14 protein-coding genes, 1 tRNA gene and 3 rRNA genes are annotated in these 17,421 nt (G+C 52.1%); 8 read left to right on the top strand and 10 right to left on the bottom strand.

Annotation, left to right across the window (positions count from 1 at the left end; all coding sequences use genetic code 11):
• Positions 1-133 precede the first annotated feature (133 nt).
• The 5 genes from lpxP (at position 134) to EA20_RS0109560 (ending at position 5,554) form a co-directional block, all read left to right on the top strand.
• A complete protein-coding gene (gene lpxP / locus EA20_RS0109580) occupies positions 134-1,054 on the top strand; it encodes a kdo(2)-lipid IV(A) palmitoleoyltransferase (RefSeq protein WP_024966614.1) in 921 nt (306 codons plus the stop codon).
• A gap of 337 nt (positions 1,055-1,391) precedes the next feature.
• Positions 1,392-2,417 carry an amino acid ABC transporter substrate-binding protein gene (locus EA20_RS0109575; protein WP_024966613.1) on the top strand — a complete coding sequence of 342 codons (1,026 nt, stop codon included), beginning with the start codon at positions 1,392-1,394 and terminating at the stop codon, positions 2,415-2,417.
• Between the two features lie 70 nt (positions 2,418-2,487).
• The gene (locus tag EA20_RS0109570; RefSeq protein WP_024966612.1) at positions 2,488-3,666 is read left to right on the top strand and encodes an amino acid ABC transporter permease; all 1,179 of its coding nucleotides are present in this window, start codon (positions 2,488-2,490) and stop codon (positions 3,664-3,666) included.
• Between the two features lie 17 nt (positions 3,667-3,683).
• Positions 3,684-4,784 (top strand): amino acid ABC transporter permease, encoded by a 1,101-nt coding sequence (locus EA20_RS0109565; RefSeq protein WP_024966611.1) that lies wholly within the window; start codon positions 3,684-3,686, stop codon positions 4,782-4,784.
• A gap of 8 nt (positions 4,785-4,792) precedes the next feature.
• Positions 4,793-5,554: an amino acid ABC transporter ATP-binding protein gene (locus EA20_RS0109560; RefSeq protein WP_024966610.1), complete on the top strand. Its 762-nt coding sequence runs from the start codon at positions 4,793-4,795 to the stop codon at positions 5,552-5,554.
• A gap of 272 nt (positions 5,555-5,826) precedes the next feature.
• Here EA20_RS0109560 and rrf read toward each other — a convergent pair.
• The 4 genes from rrf to EA20_RS0109540 form a co-directional block, all read right to left on the bottom strand.
• Positions 5,827-5,942, bottom strand: a 5S ribosomal RNA gene (gene rrf / locus EA20_RS0109555).
• A 211-nt stretch (positions 5,943-6,153) separates the two neighbouring features.
• Positions 6,154-9,056: ribosomal RNA gene (locus tag EA20_RS0109550) — 23S ribosomal RNA — on the bottom strand.
• A 215-nt stretch (positions 9,057-9,271) separates the two neighbouring features.
• Positions 9,272-9,347, bottom strand: a tRNA-Glu gene (locus EA20_RS0109545).
• Positions 9,348-9,421: 74 nt separating this feature from the next.
• A 16S ribosomal RNA gene (locus EA20_RS0109540) occupies positions 9,422-10,963 on the bottom strand.
• The 16S, 23S and 5S rRNA genes sit together here with 1 tRNA gene alongside, the layout of an rRNA operon.
• 512 nt (positions 10,964-11,475) lie before the next feature.
• Here EA20_RS0109540 and EA20_RS0109535 point away from each other — a divergent pair.
• Complete coding sequence (locus tag EA20_RS0109535; RefSeq protein ID WP_024966609.1) at positions 11,476-12,030, top strand: gamma carbonic anhydrase family protein; 555 nt, start codon at positions 11,476-11,478, stop codon at positions 12,028-12,030.
• Here EA20_RS0109535 and EA20_RS0109530 read toward each other — a convergent pair.
• From EA20_RS0109530 to dprA, 6 genes are read right to left on the bottom strand one after another with little or no spacing between them, the layout of a single operon-like run.
• On the bottom strand, positions 12,006-12,257 hold the full coding sequence (locus tag EA20_RS0109530) for a DUF1488 domain-containing protein (RefSeq protein ID WP_024966608.1): 252 nt from the start codon (positions 12,255-12,257) through the stop codon (positions 12,006-12,008). The two genes, EA20_RS0109535 and EA20_RS0109530, sit on opposite strands and share 25 nt — an antisense overlap.
• Entirely contained in the window at positions 12,254-13,072 is an 819-nt protein-coding gene (gene aroE / locus EA20_RS0109525) for a shikimate dehydrogenase (RefSeq protein WP_024966607.1), read from the bottom strand. The genes EA20_RS0109530 and aroE overlap by 4 nt, the downstream gene beginning before the upstream one ends.
• Before the next feature lie 9 nt (positions 13,073-13,081).
• Positions 13,082-13,654: an L-threonylcarbamoyladenylate synthase type 1 TsaC gene (gene tsaC / locus EA20_RS0109520; protein ID WP_024966606.1), complete on the bottom strand. Its 573-nt coding sequence runs from the start codon at positions 13,652-13,654 to the stop codon at positions 13,082-13,084.
• Positions 13,647-14,201 (bottom strand): type I DNA topoisomerase, encoded by a 555-nt coding sequence (locus EA20_RS0109515; protein WP_024966605.1) that lies wholly within the window; start codon positions 14,199-14,201, stop codon positions 13,647-13,649. The genes tsaC and EA20_RS0109515 overlap by 8 nt, the downstream gene beginning before the upstream one ends.
• Positions 14,202-14,226: 25 nt before the next feature.
• Positions 14,227-14,700 (bottom strand): DUF494 family protein Smg, encoded by a 474-nt coding sequence (gene smg, locus EA20_RS0109510; RefSeq protein WP_024966604.1) that lies wholly within the window; start codon positions 14,698-14,700, stop codon positions 14,227-14,229.
• Positions 14,672-15,796: a DNA-protecting protein DprA gene (dprA, locus tag EA20_RS0109505; protein WP_024966603.1), complete on the bottom strand. Its 1,125-nt coding sequence runs from the start codon at positions 15,794-15,796 to the stop codon at positions 14,672-14,674. Before dprA ends, smg begins: the two co-directional genes overlap by 29 nt.
• A 129-nt stretch (positions 15,797-15,925) precedes the next feature.
• Between dprA and def the strand changes: the two genes are divergently transcribed.
• The gene (def, locus tag EA20_RS0109500) at positions 15,926-16,435 is read left to right on the top strand and encodes a peptide deformylase (protein ID WP_024966602.1); all 510 of its coding nucleotides are present in this window, start codon (positions 15,926-15,928) and stop codon (positions 16,433-16,435) included.
• Between the two features lie 24 nt (positions 16,436-16,459).
• A complete protein-coding gene (fmt, locus tag EA20_RS0109495; protein WP_024966601.1) occupies positions 16,460-17,404 on the top strand; it encodes a methionyl-tRNA formyltransferase in 945 nt (314 codons plus the stop codon).
• Positions 17,405-17,421: the final 17 nt, after the last annotated feature.

The following is a 17,421-nucleotide window of genomic DNA, read 5'->3' as shown; positions in this document are numbered from 1 at the left end:
CAGAATTATCTGCATTATGTAAAGTTCAGCGCATCCGGCTCAACTTACCGCAAATAATGGTGTCTCATCTGTTGTAACGCTATGAGCTTACTTCTCAGGCGATACGCTTCCTGTGCATGATAAAGAGAGAATTATGAAGGCTTCACCCCGTTTTAACCGCAGCTTACTGCATCCTCGTTACTGGTTTACGTGGGCCGGGCTGGGGCTTTTATTTTTGCTGGTTCAGCTTCCCTTCCCGCTTATACAGAAGCTGGGCACCTGGATGGGGCGCACGTCGATGCGCTTCTTAAAGCGCCGTATCCGCATCACCCGTCGTAACCTTGAGCTCTGCTTTCCCGATATGCCTGCTGAACAGATCGAGCAGCGTATTGTGCGCAACTTTGAGTCACTGGGCATGGGATTGCTCGAAACCGGCATGGCCTGGTTCTGGTCAGATCGCCGCGTCAGACGCTGGTTTACGGTTAATGGCCTGCATAATTTGACGGCCGCTCAGCAGGATGGCCGTGGCGCGCTGATTATCGGCGTACATTTTATGTCGCTTGAGCTGGGTGGCCGCGCGATGGGCCTCTGCCAGCCGATGATGGCGATGTACCGCCCACATAACAATAAACTGATGGAATGGGTGCAGACGAAAGGCCGTATGCGTTCCAACAAAGCGATGATTAACCGCCGCGATCTGCGTGGTATGGTGCAGGCCCTGAAACAGGGTGAAGCCGTGTGGTTTGCGCCCGATCAGGATTATGGTCCGAAAGGTAGTGTTTTTGCGCCGCTGTTTGCGGTACCACAGGCAGCAACAACCAGCGGAACCTGGATGATCGCCCGGCTGGCCAAGCCCGCGATGATTACCGTGGTGCTGATCCGTAATGAAGATGGTAGCGGTTACGAATTAGTTATTCAGCCTGAACTGAAGGCGTATCCGGTTGAGGATGAACAGCAGGCCGCAGCCTATATGAATAAGGTTATTGAACGGGAAATCATGCGGGCACCGAACCAGTATATGTGGTTGCATCGCCGGTTCAAAACTCGCCCTGAAGGCAAAACCTCACTTTACTGATCTTTTACTTCGCTTTCCGGCCAGCTCATCCCCCCTCAGAGCTGGCCTCTATAACACTCCAATAACAAATATGCGCTTTTGCTCACATTGCTTTCACTTTGTGAATCTTTTTGCACCAAATGTGACCAGCCCTTCTGGTTTTGCGCCGGAGTAGTGCGCGATATTAACGAATCTTTCCAAAAACGTCTGAGTATTAGCATTCCTTTCCCGTGAATTCAGGATGCTGCAAAACTGGCATTACCTTTGCAGAGTCGTGGATGGCTTTACCCTTAAACAATAAAAGCCCACAACAGCGTACGTTAACGATAAAAATCGACTTCGCCACACAGGATGCTCTATGAAAAAAACGATGCTCTCCATGTTGGTTGCCGCTGCAACGCTGTTTGCAGCGGCGAATCAGGCTCACGCGGGCACCACGCTGGATGCCATTAATAAGAAAGGCTTTGTTCAGTGCGGTATCAGCGATGGTCTGCCTGGTTTCTCTTATGCAGATGCCAGCGGCAAATTTAATGGTCTCGACGTTGATGTATGCCGGGCGGTAGCAGCCGCGATTTTTGGCGACGCGACCAAGGTGAAATATACCCCGCTGACCGCCAAAGAGCGTTTCACCGCTCTGCAATCGGGTGAAGTGGATATTCTTTCACGCAATACTACCTGGACTTCCTCCCGCGATGGTGGCATGGGCTTTATGTTTGCCGGGGTAAATTACTATGATGGCATCGGCTTCCTGACTCATCAGAAAGCGGGCTTGAAAAGCGCTAAAGAACTTGATGGTGCAACAGTGTGTATCCAGGCCGGTACCGATACCGAGCTGAATGTTGCTGACTATTTTAAATCGAATAATATGCACTACACGCCTGTGACATTTGATCGTTCGGATGAATCGGCTAAAGCGCTCGACTCCGGCCGCTGCGATACGCTGGCCTCCGATCAGTCACAGCTTTATGCCTTGCGCATCAAGCTTGGCAAACCGGATGAATTTATTGTCCTGCCAGAAGTTATCTCTAAAGAACCTCTGGGCCCGGTCGTGCGCCGGGGTGATGATGACTGGTTTACCATCGTTAAGTGGTCACTCTTTGCCATGCTGAATGCGGAAGAAATGGGCGTCACGTCTAAAAACGTCGATCAGATGGCTGCAAAACCCGCCACGCCGGATATGGCTCATCTGCTGGGTTCAGAAGGGGATTTCGGCAAGGATCTGAAACTGAATAATAAATGGGCCTATAACATTATTAAGCAGGTCGGCAATTATCAGGAAACTTTTGATCGCAACGTGGGCAAAGATAGTCCGTTGAAAATTGCACGTGGTCAGAATGCCCTCTGGAACAAAGGCGGCATTCAGTACGCCCCGCCAGTACGTTAATTTCCCCATCGTTTGAAGGCACCGTACCGGCCGGTGCCTTTGTCAGTATTAACGTCACTGAGGGTTTATCATGTCTCAACGCCCAACCGTAAAAAGGGATTTTTCCTTCAGTAACCCTGCGGTGCGCGCCTGGCTGTTTCAGATTATCGCGATTATTGCTGTCCTGAGCGTAGCGGGCTATCTGATTCACAATACCGTGACTAATCTGTCTAACCGCGGCATTACTTCCGGTTTTGCTTTTCTTGAGCGCAGCGCAGGTTTTGGCATTGTGCAGCATCTGATCGACTATACGGAAGGTGATACCTACGCACGTGTCTTTCTTGTTGGCTTAACCAACACGCTGCTGGTTTCTGCACTATGTATTGTATTCGCCTCTTTTCTCGGTTTTTTTATCGGACTCGCGCGTCTCTCTGACAACTGGCTGTTGCGGAAAATCTCCGCTGTCTACATTGAAATCTTCCGAAACATCCCGCCGTTGCTACAGATATTTTTCTGGTATTTTGCCGTGCTGCGCAATCTGCCCGGCCCCCGTCAGGCGTTGAGTGCGCTGGATATCGCTTTTGTCAGTAATCGGGGGTTATATATTCCCTGGCCTGAATACGCTGCCGGTACATGGCCGTTTATCATCGCTCTGCTGCTGGCCGCTTGCGGTAGCTTGCTCCTGTTTCGCTACAACCGTGCTCTTCAGCTGAAGACGGGGCAGTTGCGCCCTACGTGGCCGGCAGCGCTTGCCATGCTAATCCTTTTTCCTCTGATTGCGCACGGGAGCTTTGGCTCAGCAATGCACTGGAACGTCCCCGAACTTCGTGGCTTTAACTTTCGCGGGGGATTTGCGCTTATCCCGGAACTGGCCGCGCTGACTCTTGCATTGTCTGTCTATACCTCTTCCTTTATTGCTGAGGTTATTCGCGCCGGTATTCAGTCTGTCCCGCATGGTCAGCAAGAGGCAGCGCGTTCGCTGGGCCTGCCGAATCCGGTAACGCTACGCCAGGTCATCATTCCGCAGGCTATGCGGGTGATCATTCCTCCGCTGACCAGTCAGTATCTCAATATCGTGAAAAATTCCTCGCTTGCGGCAGCGATTGGCTACCCCGATATGGTTTCACTGTTTGCTGGCACGGTGCTCAATCAGACCGGGCAGGCGATTGAGACGATTGCTATCACGATGGGGGTATATCTCATTATCAGCCTGGTGATTTCGCTGTTAATGAATATCTATAACCGAAAAATCCGCCTGATTGAGCGCTGAGGAAGAAGGGAAACGCTATGACGTTAGCCACTCATGAAACGCCGCCCGTTCCGCTGAATGCTTTCTCTCGTGCGGTAATCTGGGCCAGGAAAAATCTTTTTTCCAGCTGGGCAAACTCTCTACTTACGCTGTTTTGCCTGTGGGTTATCTGGACTACGATCCCACCCGCATTGAACTGGCTGCTTTTCCAGGCGAACTGGATCGGAACTACCCGGGCGGACTGTACGAAAGAAGGCGCCTGCTGGGTCTTTATTCATGCCCGCTTTGGGCAGTTCATGTATGGCCTTTACCCGCACGAGCTTCGCTGGCGCATCAATCTCGCATTGGTTATCGGGCTGCTTTCGATTGTTCCTATGTTTATCAAAAGCATGCCTCGTCGGGGTCAGTATATTGCGGTCTGGGCTGTCGTTTATCCGGTTATCGTCTGGATATTATTGTATGGCGGCTTCCTGGGGCTTGAGCGAGTGGAAACCCGGCAGTGGGGCGGCCTGACTTTAACGTTGATCATCGCTTCGGTAGGAATAGCGGGCGCCTTACCGCTGGGTATCCTTCTGGCTCTGGGGCGACGTTCAACCATGCCCGTAGTACGAACGCTCTCAGTGATATTCATTGAGTTCTGGCGTGGTGTTCCGCTTATTACCGTCCTGTTTATGTCTTCGGTGATGCTGCCGCTGTTTATGGCGGAGGGCAGCAGTATTGATAAGCTGATCCGTGCGTTAGTCGGCGTCATTCTGTTTCAGTCCGCCTACGTGGCGGAAGTGGTTCGCGGTGGACTCCAGGCCCTTCCCAGAGGCCAGTATGAAGCGGCTGAATCGCTGGCGCTGGGCTACTGGAGAATGCAGGGATTGATAATCTTGCCGCAGGCCTTAAAACTAGTGATCCCAGGCCTGGTTAACACCATTATTGCGCTATTTAAGGATACCAGCCTGGTCATTATCATCGGGCTATTTGACCTCTTTAGTAGCGTTCAACAGGCAACGGTCGATCCTGACTGGCTGGGCATGTCTACTGAAGGGTATGTCTTTGCTGCAATGGTCTACTGGATTTTTTGTTTCAGCATGTCGCGCTACAGCCAGTATCTGGAAAAGCGCTTTCACACCGGCCGTACGCCGCACTGAGGCCTTAAATGACACAAACAATGACTCAATCAGACGACGCAATGATGATTACGCTCGAAAACGTAAACAAATGGTTCGGCCAGTTTCACGTGCTCAAGGATATTAATCTGCACGTTAAACCTCGCGAGCGGATCGTGCTTTGCGGCCCATCAGGCTCAGGTAAATCAACCACCATTCGCTGCATCAATCATCTGGAAGAGCATCAACAGGGGCGGATTATTGTGGATGGTATTCATCTGAATAACGACCTGCGTAATATTGAACGTGTACGTACCGAAGTAGGAATGGTATTCCAGCACTTCAATCTTTTTCCGCACCTGTCTGTGCTGCAAAATTGCACGCTCGCGCCTATTTGGGTCCGTAAAACGCCGAAAAAAGAGGCGGAAGAATTAGCCATGCATTATCTGGAGCGCGTGCGTATCGCTGAGCATGCTCATAAGTTTCCCGGCCAGCTTTCTGGCGGACAGCAGCAGCGAGTCGCTATCGCACGTTCTCTTTGCATGAAACCTAAGATCATGTTGTTTGATGAACCAACCTCAGCTTTAGATCCCGAGATGGTAAAAGAGGTGCTGGATACCATGATTGGTCTGGCAGAAGATGGAATGACGATGCTGTGTGTAACTCACGAAATGGGCTTTGCGCGGACGGTTGCGGACAGGGTGATCTTTATGGATCGTGGTGAGATCGTGGAACAGGCGCCACCTGAAGAATTTTTCTCCGCGCCGAAATCTGAACGAACGCGGGCCTTCCTGTCACAGGTTATTCACTGACAAGCCGCAGAGTGGGATAATAGCTCTAATAACGCAGGGGCGGCGTCATCCCGGAGACCCGGCGCTGCCGCTTTTTCCCGGCCCTGAAACGCAAAAAACCCTGACCGTCAGGTCAGGGTTATCGCGATTTGATGCCTGGCAGTTGATGAACTTACGTTCACCCTGCGGGCCGTTGCGTTGCAACGTTCAGACCGCGCCTCACGGCTTGTCTGTCCCACTCTCTGAGAGCAGCGAACTGCCCCGCAATACCAGTTTACTGCTTATAATTTGATGCCTGGCAGTTCCCTACTCTCGCATGGGGAGACCCCACACTACCATCGGCGCTACGGCGTTTCACTTCTGAGTTCGGCATGGGGTCAGGTGGGACCACCGCGCTACAGCCGCCAGGCAAATCTTGGTGCACGAAACGAATCTTTTTCACTGATGCCGCGTTGCCTGCGCTTGCAAAGTCAGTCACATACCTGAGTATGCTCCTTCCTTTCCGGCGCTTGCCGCCTTGCCTCAGCGCAAAATCTTTCGTTTCCGCTAATTCTCTATCCGGTACAGGCTGAAAATTGTTGCGTCTCTCATAACGCTCACCAGAACGCTTCTGGTGTTGTAAGGTTAAGCCTCACGGGTCATTAGTACCGGTTAGCTCAACGCATCGCTGCGCTTACACACCCGGCCTATCAACGTCGTCGTCTTCAACGTCCCTTCAGGAGACTTATAGTCTCAGGGAAGATTCATCTCGAGGCAAGTTTCGCGCTTAGATGCTTTCAGCGCTTATCTCTTCCGCACTTAGCTACCGGGCAATGCCATTGGCATGACAACCCGAACACCAGTGGTGCGTTCACTCCGGTCCTCTCGTACTAGGAGCAACCCCTCTCAATCTTCCAGCGCCCACGGCAGATAGGGACCGAACTGTCTCACGACGTTCTAAACCCAGCTCGCGTACCACTTTAAACGGCGAACAGCCGTACCCTTGGGACCTACTTCAGCCCCAGGATGTGATGAGCCGACATCGAGGTGCCAAACACCGCCGTCGATATGAACTCTTGGGCGGTATCAGCCTGTTATCCCCGGAGTACCTTTTATCCGTTGAGCGATGGCCCTTCCATTCAGAACCACCGGATCACTATGACCTGCTTTCGCACCTGCTCGAGCCGTCACTCTCGCAGTCAAGCCAGCTTATGCCATTGCACTAACCTCACGATGTCCGACCGTGATTAGCTGACCTTCGTGCTCCTCCGTTACTCTTTAGGAGGAGACCGCCCCAGTCAAACTACCCACCAGACACTGTCCCCACGCCGGATTACGGCGCCAGGTTAGAACATCAAACGTTAAAGGGTGGTATTTCAAGGTTGGCTCCACGCAGACTGGCGTCCACGCTTCAAAGCCTCCCACCTATCCTACACATCAAGGCTCAATGTTCAGTGTCAAGCTGTAGTAAAGGTTCACGGGGTCTTTCCGTCTTGCCGCGGGTACACTGCATCTTCACAGCGAGTTCAATTTCACTGAGTCTCGGGTGGAGACAGCCTGGCCATCATTACGCCATTCGTGCAGGTCGGAACTTACCCGACAAGGAATTTCGCTACCTTAGGACCGTTATAGTTACGGCCGCCGTTTACCGGGGCTTCGATCAGGAGCTTCTCTTGCGATAACCCCATCAATTAACCTTCCGGCACCGGGCAGGCGTCACACCGTATACGTCCACTTTCGTGTTTGCACAGTGCTGTGTTTTTAATAAACAGTTGCAGCCAGCTGGTATCTTCGACTGGCTTCAGCTCCGGGAGCAAGTCCCTTCACCTACGCGCCAGCGTGCCTTCTCCCGAAGTTACGGCACCATTTTGCCTAGTTCCTTCACCCGAGTTCTCTCAAGCGCCTTGGTATTCTCTACCTGACCACCTGTGTCGGTTTGGGGTACGATTTCGTGTTACCTGATGCTTAGAGGCTTTTCCTGGAAGCAGGGCATTTGTTGCTTCATCACCGTGGTGACTCGTCATCACGCCTCAGCCTTAAGTGTTCCGGATTTGCCTGGAACACAAGCCTACACGCTTAAACCGGGACAACCGTCGCCCGGCCAACATAGCCTTCTCCGTCCCCCCTTCGCAGTAACACCAAGTACAGGAATATTAACCTGTTTCCCATCGACTACGCCTTTCGGCCTCGCCTTAGGGGTCGACTCACCCTGCCCCGATTAACGTTGGACAGGAACCCTTGGTCTTCCGGCGAGCGGGCTTTTCACCCGCTTTATCGTTACTCATGTCAGCATTCGCACTTCTGATACCTCCAGCAGACCTCACAGTCCACCTTCGACGGCTTACAGAACGCTCCCCTACCCAACAACACATAAGTGTCGCTGCCGCAGCTTCGGTGCATGGTTTAGCCCCGTTACATCTTCCGCGCAGGCCGACTCGACCAGTGAGCTATTACGCTTTCTTTAAATGATGGCTGCTTCTAAGCCAACATCCTGGCTGTCTGTGCCTTCCCACATCGTTTCCCACTTAACCATGACTTTGGGACCTTAGCTGGCGGTCTGGGTTGTTTCCCTCTTCACGACGGACGTTAGCACCCGCCGTGTGTCTCCCGTGATAACATTCTCCGGTATTCGCAGTTTGCATCGGGTTGGTAAGCCGGGATGGCCCCCTAGCCGAAACAGTGCTCTACCCCCGGAGATGAGTTCACGAGGCGCTACCTAAATAGCTTTCGGGGAGAACCAGCTATCTCCCGGTTTGATTGGCCTTTCACCCCCAGCCACAAGTCATCCGCTAATTTTTCAACATTAGTCGGTTCGGTCCTCCAGTTAGTGTTACCCAACCTTCAACCTGCCCATGGCTAGATCACCGGGTTTCGGGTCTATACCCTGCAACTTAACGCCCAGTTAAGACTCGGTTTCCCTGCGGCTCCCCTATACGGTTAACCTTGCTACAGAATATAAGTCGCTGACCCATTATACAAAAGGTACGCAGTCACCCCATAAAAGAGGCTCCCACTGCTTGTACGTACACGGTTTCAGGTTCTGTTTCACTCCCCTCGCCGGGGTTCTTTTCGCCTTTCCCTCACGGTACTGGTTCACTATCGGTCAGTCAGGAGTATTTAGCCTTGGAGGATGGTCCCCCCATATTCAGACAGGATATCACGTGTCCCGCCCTACTCATCGAACTCACAGTAAGCACATCTTCGTGTACGGGAGTATCACCCTGTACCCTGCGACTTTCCAGACGCTTCCACTGATGCACAAACTGATTCAGGTTCTGGGCTGTTCCCCGTTCGCTCGCCGCTACTGGGGGAATCTCGGTTGATTTCTTTTCCTCTGGGTACTTAGATGTTTCAGTTCCCCAGGTTCGCCTCGCAACACTATGTATTCATGTTGCGATGATGCATAAATGCACCGGGTTTCCCCATTCGGGTATCGTCGGTTGTTGCGGTTCATATCACCTTACCGACGCTTATCGCAGATTAGCACGCCCTTCATCGCCTCTGACTGCCAGGGCATCCACCGTGTACGCTTAGTCACTTAACCTCACAACCCACAAGCGTCCCGCAGGATACTGTGTGCTGTAAGCATTTGAGAGACTCGACCATATCGTTAATTTCATTCTTATTACGGAGAATGAAAACGACATGTCGTTTCAATTTTCAGCTTGTTCCGGATTGTTAAAGAGCAAATATCTCAAACGTGACTCTTGAGTCAGTTTTGAGATACTGTTGATAATGTCTTTCACTCATTATCAGGTATGGCGTCCCCAAGGGGATTCGAACCCCTGTTACAGCCGTGAAAGGGCAGTGTCCTGGGCCTCTAGACGATGGGGACTCAGTAGTACTTTTGCTCGTTACTTTTCTATCAGACAATCTGTTGTGGACACTACGCGGGAAAGTATCTTCAGGTAAGGAGGTGATCCAACCGCAGGTTCCCCTACGGTTACCTTGTTACGACTTCACCCCAGTCATGAATCACAAAGTGGTAAGCGCCCTCCCGAAGGTTAAGCTACCTACTTCTTTTGCAACCCACTCCCATGGTGTGACGGGCGGTGTGTACAAGGCCCGGGAACGTATTCACCGTGGCATTCTGATCCACGATTACTAGCGATTCCGACTTCACGGAGTCGAGTTGCAGACTCCGATCCGGACTACGACGCACTTTGTGAGGTCCGCTTGCTCTCGCGAGGTCGCTTCTCTTTGTATGCGCCATTGTAGCACGTGTGTAGCCCTACTCGTAAGGGCCATGATGACTTGACGTCATCCCCACCTTCCTCCGGTTTATCACCGGCAGTCTCCTTTGAGTTCCCGACCGAATCGCTGGCAACAAAGGATAAGGGTTGCGCTCGTTGCGGGACTTAACCCAACATTTCACAACACGAGCTGACGACAGCCATGCAGCACCTGTCTCACGGTTCCCGAAGGCACTAAAGCATCTCTGCTAAATTCCGTGGATGTCAAGAGTAGGTAAGGTTCTTCGCGTTGCATCGAATTAAACCACATGCTCCACCGCTTGTGCGGGCCCCCGTCAATTCATTTGAGTTTTAACCTTGCGGCCGTACTCCCCAGGCGGTCGACTTAACGCGTTAGCTCCGGAAGCCACTCCTCAGGGGAACAGCCTCCAAGTCGACATCGTTTACGGCGTGGACTACCAGGGTATCTAATCCTGTTTGCTCCCCACGCTTTCGCACCTGAGCGTCAGTCTTTGTCCAGGGGGCCGCCTTCGCCACCGGTATTCCTCCAGATCTCTACGCATTTCACCGCTACACCTGGAATTCTACCCCCCTCTACAAGACTCTAGCCTGCCAGTTTCAAATGCAGTTCCCAGGTTAAGCCCGGGGATTTCACATCTGACTTGACAGACCGCCTGCGTGCGCTTTACGCCCAGTAATTCCGATTAACGCTTGCACCCTCCGTATTACCGCGGCTGCTGGCACGGAGTTAGCCGGTGCTTCTTCTGCGGGTAACGTCAATCGGTAAGGTTATTAACCTCACCGCCTTCCTCCCCGCTGAAAGTACTTTACAACCCGAAGGCCTTCTTCATACACGCGGCATGGCTGCATCAGGCTTGCGCCCATTGTGCAATATTCCCCACTGCTGCCTCCCGTAGGAGTCTGGACCGTGTCTCAGTTCCAGTGTGGCTGGTCATCCTCTCAGACCAGCTAGGGATCGTTGCCTAGGTGAGCCATTACCCCACCTACTAGCTAATCCCATCTGGGCACATCCGATAGCGTGAGGCCCGAAGGTCCCCCACTTTGCTCTTGCGAGGTTATGCGGTATTAGCTACCGTTTCCAGTAGTTATCCCCCTCTATCGGGCAGTTTCCCAGACATTACTCACCCGTCCGCCACTCGTCACCCAAGGAGCAAGCTCCTCTGTGCTACCGTCCGACTTGCATGTGTTAGGCCTGCCGCCAGCGTTCAATCTGAGCCATGATCAAACTCTTCAATTAAAAGCTTGATTTGCTTAAACACGTTAAGCGATGCTCAAGTGTAAAACACTCATAATGAATTTCATTATGTGTTCACTCTTAAGACTTGATATTTTTTGCGTCCGGAGACGCTGATATCAATCCTGCGAGTGCCCACACAGATTGTCTGATAAATTGTTAAAGAGCGTTGCGGTAAGCGCCTTGGCGACTTACTGCGAGGTGGCGTATAATACGCTTTCCTCCTTCAGAGTCAACCTCTTTTTCAGAAGTTTTTCTCCGGCGGCTCAGCTTCCTGAACCTCCTGAGCCGCCGGCCTGTAAGCCGTTGTGCCGTCTCAGTGGTTGCGCATTATAGGGATCCGTTCGGCGAGCACAACCCTTTTTTTGATCTTTGTGTTTGGTTGCTGCATTTTCAATCTTAACGCTGAGATCTCAGACGATCCGCACATAAATGAGGCAATATCAGCTGTCATCATTGCTTGCTTAATCCCCTGAGCAGTAGGCTCAGGAACTTCAGACTGTATAGAGGTAGTTATGTCAGAGCAATTAAGGCCGTTTAAAGATCTTTTCCCCCGTCTGGGACAACGTGTGATGGTTGATCCTTCCAGCGTGGTGATTGGGGATGTGGTATTGAATGATGATGTTAGTATCTGGCCACTCGTTGCCATCCGGGGAGACGTTAACAGAGTCGTGATAGGCAAACGAAGCAATATTCAGGATGGAAGCGTACTGCATGTAACACATAAGTCTGCCGCCAACTCCGAAGGATATCCGCTGATCGTGGGTGAAGACGTTACTGTCGGCCATAAAGCGATGCTTCACGGCTGTACGATCGGCGATCGGGTGCTGGTAGGGATGGGATCGATTCTGCTGGATGGCGCGATAATAGAGAATGATGTCATGATCGGCGCAGGGAGCTTAGTGCCGCCTGGCAAACGTCTGCAAAGCGGCTTTCTCTATCTGGGCAGTCCGGTTAAACAAATCCGCCCACTGACGGAAGAAGAGTTTGCAGGTCTACTTTATTCCTCAAATAACTATGTCGGCTGGAAAGAGGATTATCTGGCTCAGCATAGCCAGACCCAACCCTGATCATCTTCCTTTCCTTCTTTTATCGCCTGCTCGGCTTCATCTTCTATATCCCAGCGATGATGGCGAAAAGTGGTCAGTGGATCTGGAGACTCACCAAAGCGGCGAGCAAGCGCTTCGCCGCGCAATGCACAGGTGAGCTGAAATCCATTGACCAGAGCGGGAAAGCAAACTGCCTGAGCTTTTTCATCCCACCATTCACGATCGGGAAACTGGATAGCCTGATTCATCTCTGCAATTCGGCTTTAAGCGTGGCGATGACTGGCCCACAATCCGGGAGGATGCCATGCCAGAGATGAAAGGCATGTGCCGCCTGCCCCACCAGCATACCAAGACCATCTGCCAGGTTAATCGCTCCCTGTTTACGGCACCAGGTAAGAAAAGGGGTTAAGCCGGCCTGATAAAACATGTCATAGCAGCGGGTTTCTTCACCGATCAGCGAAACAGGCAGATCCGGGATCCTCCCATCCACACCGCTGGAGGTGGCATTGATGATCAGATCAAACCGCTTATTCCCGAGTTCATCCATTCTGAATGCTTCGATCTTTCCCGCATGCTGAAATATTTCCGCCAGTGCCTCCGCCCTGGACATTGTCCGGTTGGTTATTGTCAGCGAACAGCCGAAAGAGAGCAGAGGAAGGATAACACCGCGAGCCGCACCACCAGCGCCGACTAAAAGTAGGCGATCCGCTGGTTTAATCAGCTGTAATCTTTCAAGGTCACTCAATAAGCCGATGCCATCAGTATTATCACCATAGAGTCGGCCCTCGCCCAGCAATTTAAGCGTGTTGACCGCTCCCGCCATTGAGGCCCGCTCACTCAGTTCGCTGGCAAGCTCATAAGCCTGCTCTTTAAAGGGTAAGGTGACGTTTGCTCCCTTCCCGCCCTGAGCAATAAACTCATCGACTGCTTGTGCGAAAGCATCAACAGGCGCACAAATACGCCCATAGTGATGGGCAATGCCGGTCTGCTCCGCAAAAAGCTGATGAATACGTGGTGACTTACTGTGACTGACCGGATTGCCAAAGACGGTGAAATTTTGCATAGAGTTCCGTTATCCCTGACGAATTAGCTCGCCAGTTAATACATCACGTATTTCAGACGGATTAAGCCGCCCTCCCGTTGTTCCTGGCATAACAGGAAAATCAGCGCCGAATTGTGCCTCAACTTCCTGCGCCGTCCTGCAGGGAGGGAACCCGCTAAGGTTGGCACTGGTTGATACCAGTGGTTTATTGAAAGCGCGACAGAGCTGCTGAACACCGGGATGATCGCTGACCCGTATCGCCAGCGAGTCGAAGCGCCCCGTCAGCCAGTCCGGCGTGGTTTTCTTTGCCGGAACCACCCAGGTGACAGGGCCAGGCCATCGGGAAAACATTCTTTCTTTTTGCTCGCCGGAAAGCGCAGCATCATCAATATAAGGCTGCAATTGCGTATAGTCAGCCGCAATAAGGATCAGTCCTTTTTCAACAGGCCTTTGCTTCAGCTTCAAAAGCTGCATGACCGCAGGCGCGCTATCAGGATCACACCCCAGCCCATATACCGCTTCGGTGGGATAGGCTATTACGGCTCCCTGCTGTAGCTGAGCCAGACAGTTGGCGGCTAACCCGGTTAATACATTATCACTCACTGCTGTTTCCTGCTGTTACGGGCTTCCCGCAGGCTTTACTGGCGCAATAACGCTTAGCCCCGCGTGCCGTTTTTTTCTCAATTAAAAGTGGGAAATGACAAAATTGACACTCGCCCTCGACCGGCGTGGCATTTACCACAAACTGACAGTCCGGATAACGATCGCATGCATGAAAGGCTTTACCGTAGCGCGAACGACGTTGGACCAGCTTACCAGTCTGGCATTGCGGGCAGGAAAGCGTGGTTTCATCGGGTTTATCAATCAGCTCGGTATGCTCACATTCAGGGTAGCCGCTACAGGCAATAAACATGCCGTAACGGCCCTGACGGAGAACCAACTCTGAGCGGCACTGCGGGCAGTACTGCCCTTCAAGGACCTTAACTACGTGACCATCCGTCTGACTTTTCAGAGGCCGGATGTAATCACAGTCGGGAAAGTGCGAGCATCCAAGAAAGGCGCCATGCTTCCCGGAGCGAATAACCAATTCTGCCCCACACTGGGGGCAGGGTTCATTTTTTCGCACAGCGAAAAGCGCTGTTTTATTCATAGCATCTGTTACACGAAGGATCGCTTCAGTGCACTACTCCTTCATTGACGTCAAAAAGAAGCTCTTCCATTTGCTGATAGGCATTTTCACATCCCGGGATGTTAAACAGCACCATCAGTACGACCCATTTGAGATCTTCAAGATCGAACTCTAGCGTATCCAGCGCCATAATTCGTTCAATGACCATTTCCCGCGTTTCCAGATTCAGCACCTGAATCTGCTCCAGGAACAAAATAAAACCGCGGCAGTTAGCATCTAAGCGCTGACTCTCTTCATCGGTATAAATACGCATAGACAGCGGATCGGTAGCTAACAAAATCGGAGCGACGAGCCCCTCCTGATAATCTGCCAGCTTTTCCAACCAGTTCAACGCATTATAAATATCTTCCCGATGAAAACCGGCATCACTTAAGTCATCGGTCAATTTATCCTGATCAACGCGCGCTTCCGGTTCGTTGTGGATATACGTTTCAAATAAGTACATGAGTACGTCGAACATGGCTTGCCCTCCTCAATCGGACATAGCCGCCGGGTACAGCTGCGATCCATCCTGCTAACTCCAACTCAAGCAGCTTAGCTACGATGGCTGGCACAGGTTGGCCGGCACGTTCAGCGACGACGTCAACAGGTGTAACCTCATCTCCTACGTTAGCCAACACATCAGCAAATGGCAATGGCGTATTGTCCTCCTCCGGAGAATATATTGATGCCTCTGTCACAGAGGGAAGCCAGGCGAGGTCACTTTGCAACTGTTCAAGGATGGCATCAGGATGCGCGGTTAATAATGCCCCCTGCTGAATAAGCCAGTGAGGTCCTTCACTACCAGCATTACCAATTGCTCCCGGAATGGCATAGACGTCCCTGTTTTGCTCAAGCGCCAGACGCGCCGTAATCAATGAGCCACTCCTGAGCGTAGCTTCAACAACCAGCACGCCTGAACTCAGCCCGCTGATAATCCGGTTACGCCGGGGGAAGTTGTGCGCGTGTGGCCGTGCTTCCAGCGGGAACTCAGAAATGATCGCACCGCCGCTGGAGACGATCTCTTTCGCCAGTCCGAGATGCCGTCGGGGATAAATATGGTGCAGGCCACTACCTAAAACAGCCAGCGTTTTACCACTGGCCTCGAGCGCGGCACGATGGGCAATACCGTCGATGCCCAGCGCCAGCCCGCTGGTGATAGTCAGACCATTTTGTGACAGTATTTGCGCAAAATAATGCCCCCATTGACGTCCATAAACGGAGCAGTGCCGGCTGCCGACAACCGCAATTTGCGGCGTGGACAAAATATCAGGGTCGCCCTGTACAAACAGATAGCAGGGATAATTGGCAATTTGCCTGAGTTGTTCAGGATAACAGCGGTGACCGCTGGTGATAAAATGGTGTTCAGGATTTTCCAGCCAGGCAAAAGTCTCTGCAATCGCCTGGGAAGAATAATGGAGGAAAGCGTACTGCTGTTCTTCTGTAAGCCCCGCCTGAGCAAGCTCTTGCTTTCCCAACTGGGACTGCTCTAACAGGAAGTCTGCGGCCGAACCACGCTGCCCCCTTTTTAATCCCTTCACGCCGGAAAGCCGTAGCCAAATCTCCATAGGTTCCATTGTCGTCATCCTTTTCCGGGTAAAGTTATTCACACCGCTAACCTGCCGGGAATGCTGTCAATCAGATCGCGAAATGTCTACAATAAGAGAGATAAACGTCTAATCCCTTGAACACAGATCTGGAAAGTTATGTCAGTTTTGCAGGTATTACATTTTCCTGACGAGCGCCTGCGCATCGTTGCGAAGCCCGTTAAAGAAGTCACCGCTGATATTCAGCGCATCGTGGATGATATGTTTGAAACGATGTACGCCGAAGAAGGCATCGGCCTGGCCGCAACCCAGGTCGATATTCACCAGCGGATCATCGTTATTGATGTTTCAGAAAACAGAAATGAGCGTCTGGTTCTGATCAACCCGGAAATGCTGGATAAAAGCGGCGAAACCGGTATTGAGGAAGGTTGCCTTTCTATTCCCGAACAGCGGGCACTGGTTCCCCGTGCGGAAAAAGTGAAAGTCCGTGCGCTGGACCGTGAAGGTAACACCTATGAGCTTGAGGCGGACGGCCTGCTGGCCATTTGTATCCAGCATGAAATGGACCATCTCGTCGGCAAACTCTTTATTGATTACCTGTCGCCAATGAAACGTCAGCGTATTCGTCAGAAACTGGAAAAACTCTATCGTCAGAATGCCCGTGACTGATAAGACGTTAAGGAAGGGAAGATCGTGTCCGACTCTTTAAACATTATCTTTGCTGGTACGCCTGACTTTGCTGCACGTCATCTCGATGCGCTGCTGGCGTCTCGTCATAACGTGGTTGGCGTTTTTACTCAGCCCGATCGTCCCGCTGGCCGTGGCAACAAAGTCACGGCGAGCCCGGTTAAACAACTTGCGGAACAGCATGGCCTGCCGGTATTTCAGCCGAAGTCACTTCGTCCGGAAGAGAACCAACAACTGGTCGCCACACTTAACGCTGACGTCATGGTTGTTGTCGCTTACGGACTGATTCTTCCGGCGCCCGTGCTCGCGATGCCTCGCCTGGGCTGTATTAATGTACACGGTTCGTTACTGCCTAAATGGCGGGGAGCGGCACCTATTCAGCGTTCGCTCTGGGCGGGAGATAGTGAAACCGGCGTAACAATAATGCAGATGGATGAAGGGCTGGATACGGGCGATATGCTGTACAAGCTTTCCTGCCCAATAGAGGCCACAGACACCAGTGCGACGTTATATAACAAGCTGGCAGAGCTGGGTCCGGAAGGTCTGCTCAACACACTTGAGCAGCTGGCAGAAGGCATCGCCGTTCCCGAAGTGCAGGACGAGGCTTTAGTGAGCTATGCGGAAAAGCTCAGTAAAGAGGAGGCGAAGCTTGACTGGTCCCTCTCCGCCGCACAACTGGAACGCTGTATTCGGGCTTTTAATCCCTGGCCTGTCAGTTATTTCACAATTGAGGATCTGTCCGTTAAAGTCTGGTCAGCCTCCGTATTGCCGCACGTTGATAAGCAGCCAGGTGAAATTCTGCAGGCGGATAAACAGGGTATTCAGGTCGCGACCGCAGACGGCGTGCTGAATATTGAAATGTTGCAGCCGGCCGGTAAGAAAGCCATGACGGCTCAAGACCTGCTTAACTCCCGCCGTGACTGGTTCTCCCCTGGCAAGGTTCTTGCCTGATGCCACGGCCCGGTTAA

It is taken from the genome of Pantoea sp. IMH (assembly GCF_000599885.1).
Classification (GTDB): domain Bacteria; phylum Pseudomonadota; class Gammaproteobacteria; order Enterobacterales; family Enterobacteriaceae; genus Erwinia.
The sequence above is the reverse complement of the archived record's forward strand: the minus strand, read 5'-3'. Positions and strand labels throughout refer to the sequence as shown.

What these genes read in the sequence shown, in the direction of transcription:
- smg (WP_024966604.1), bottom strand. Translation starts at nt 14,700, where the DNA reads ATGTTCGACGTACTCATGTACTTATTTGAAACGTATATCCACAACGAA.
- def (WP_024966602.1), top strand. Translation starts at nt 15,926, where the DNA reads ATGTCAGTTTTGCAGGTATTACATTTTCCTGACGAGCGCCTGCGCATC.
- EA20_RS0109560 (WP_024966610.1), top strand. Translation starts at nt 4,793, where the DNA reads ATGACACAAACAATGACTCAATCAGACGACGCAATGATGATTACGCTC.
- EA20_RS0109535 (WP_024966609.1), top strand. Translation starts at nt 11,476, where the DNA reads ATGTCAGAGCAATTAAGGCCGTTTAAAGATCTTTTCCCCCGTCTGGGA.
- lpxP (WP_024966614.1), top strand. Translation starts at nt 134, where the DNA reads ATGAAGGCTTCACCCCGTTTTAACCGCAGCTTACTGCATCCTCGTTAC.
- EA20_RS0109515 (WP_024966605.1), bottom strand. Translation starts at nt 14,201, where the DNA reads ATGAATAAAACAGCGCTTTTCGCTGTGCGAAAAAATGAACCCTGCCCC.
- EA20_RS0109565 (WP_024966611.1), top strand. Translation starts at nt 3,684, where the DNA reads ATGACGTTAGCCACTCATGAAACGCCGCCCGTTCCGCTGAATGCTTTC.
- EA20_RS0109530 (WP_024966608.1), bottom strand. Translation starts at nt 12,257, where the DNA reads ATGAATCAGGCTATCCAGTTTCCCGATCGTGAATGGTGGGATGAAAAA.
- EA20_RS0109575 (WP_024966613.1), top strand. Translation starts at nt 1,392, where the DNA reads ATGAAAAAAACGATGCTCTCCATGTTGGTTGCCGCTGCAACGCTGTTT.
- dprA (WP_024966603.1), bottom strand. Translation starts at nt 15,796, where the DNA reads ATGGAACCTATGGAGATTTGGCTACGGCTTTCCGGCGTGAAGGGATTA.
- EA20_RS0109570 (WP_024966612.1), top strand. Translation starts at nt 2,488, where the DNA reads ATGTCTCAACGCCCAACCGTAAAAAGGGATTTTTCCTTCAGTAACCCT.
- aroE (WP_024966607.1), bottom strand. Translation starts at nt 13,072, where the DNA reads ATGCAAAATTTCACCGTCTTTGGCAATCCGGTCAGTCACAGTAAGTCA.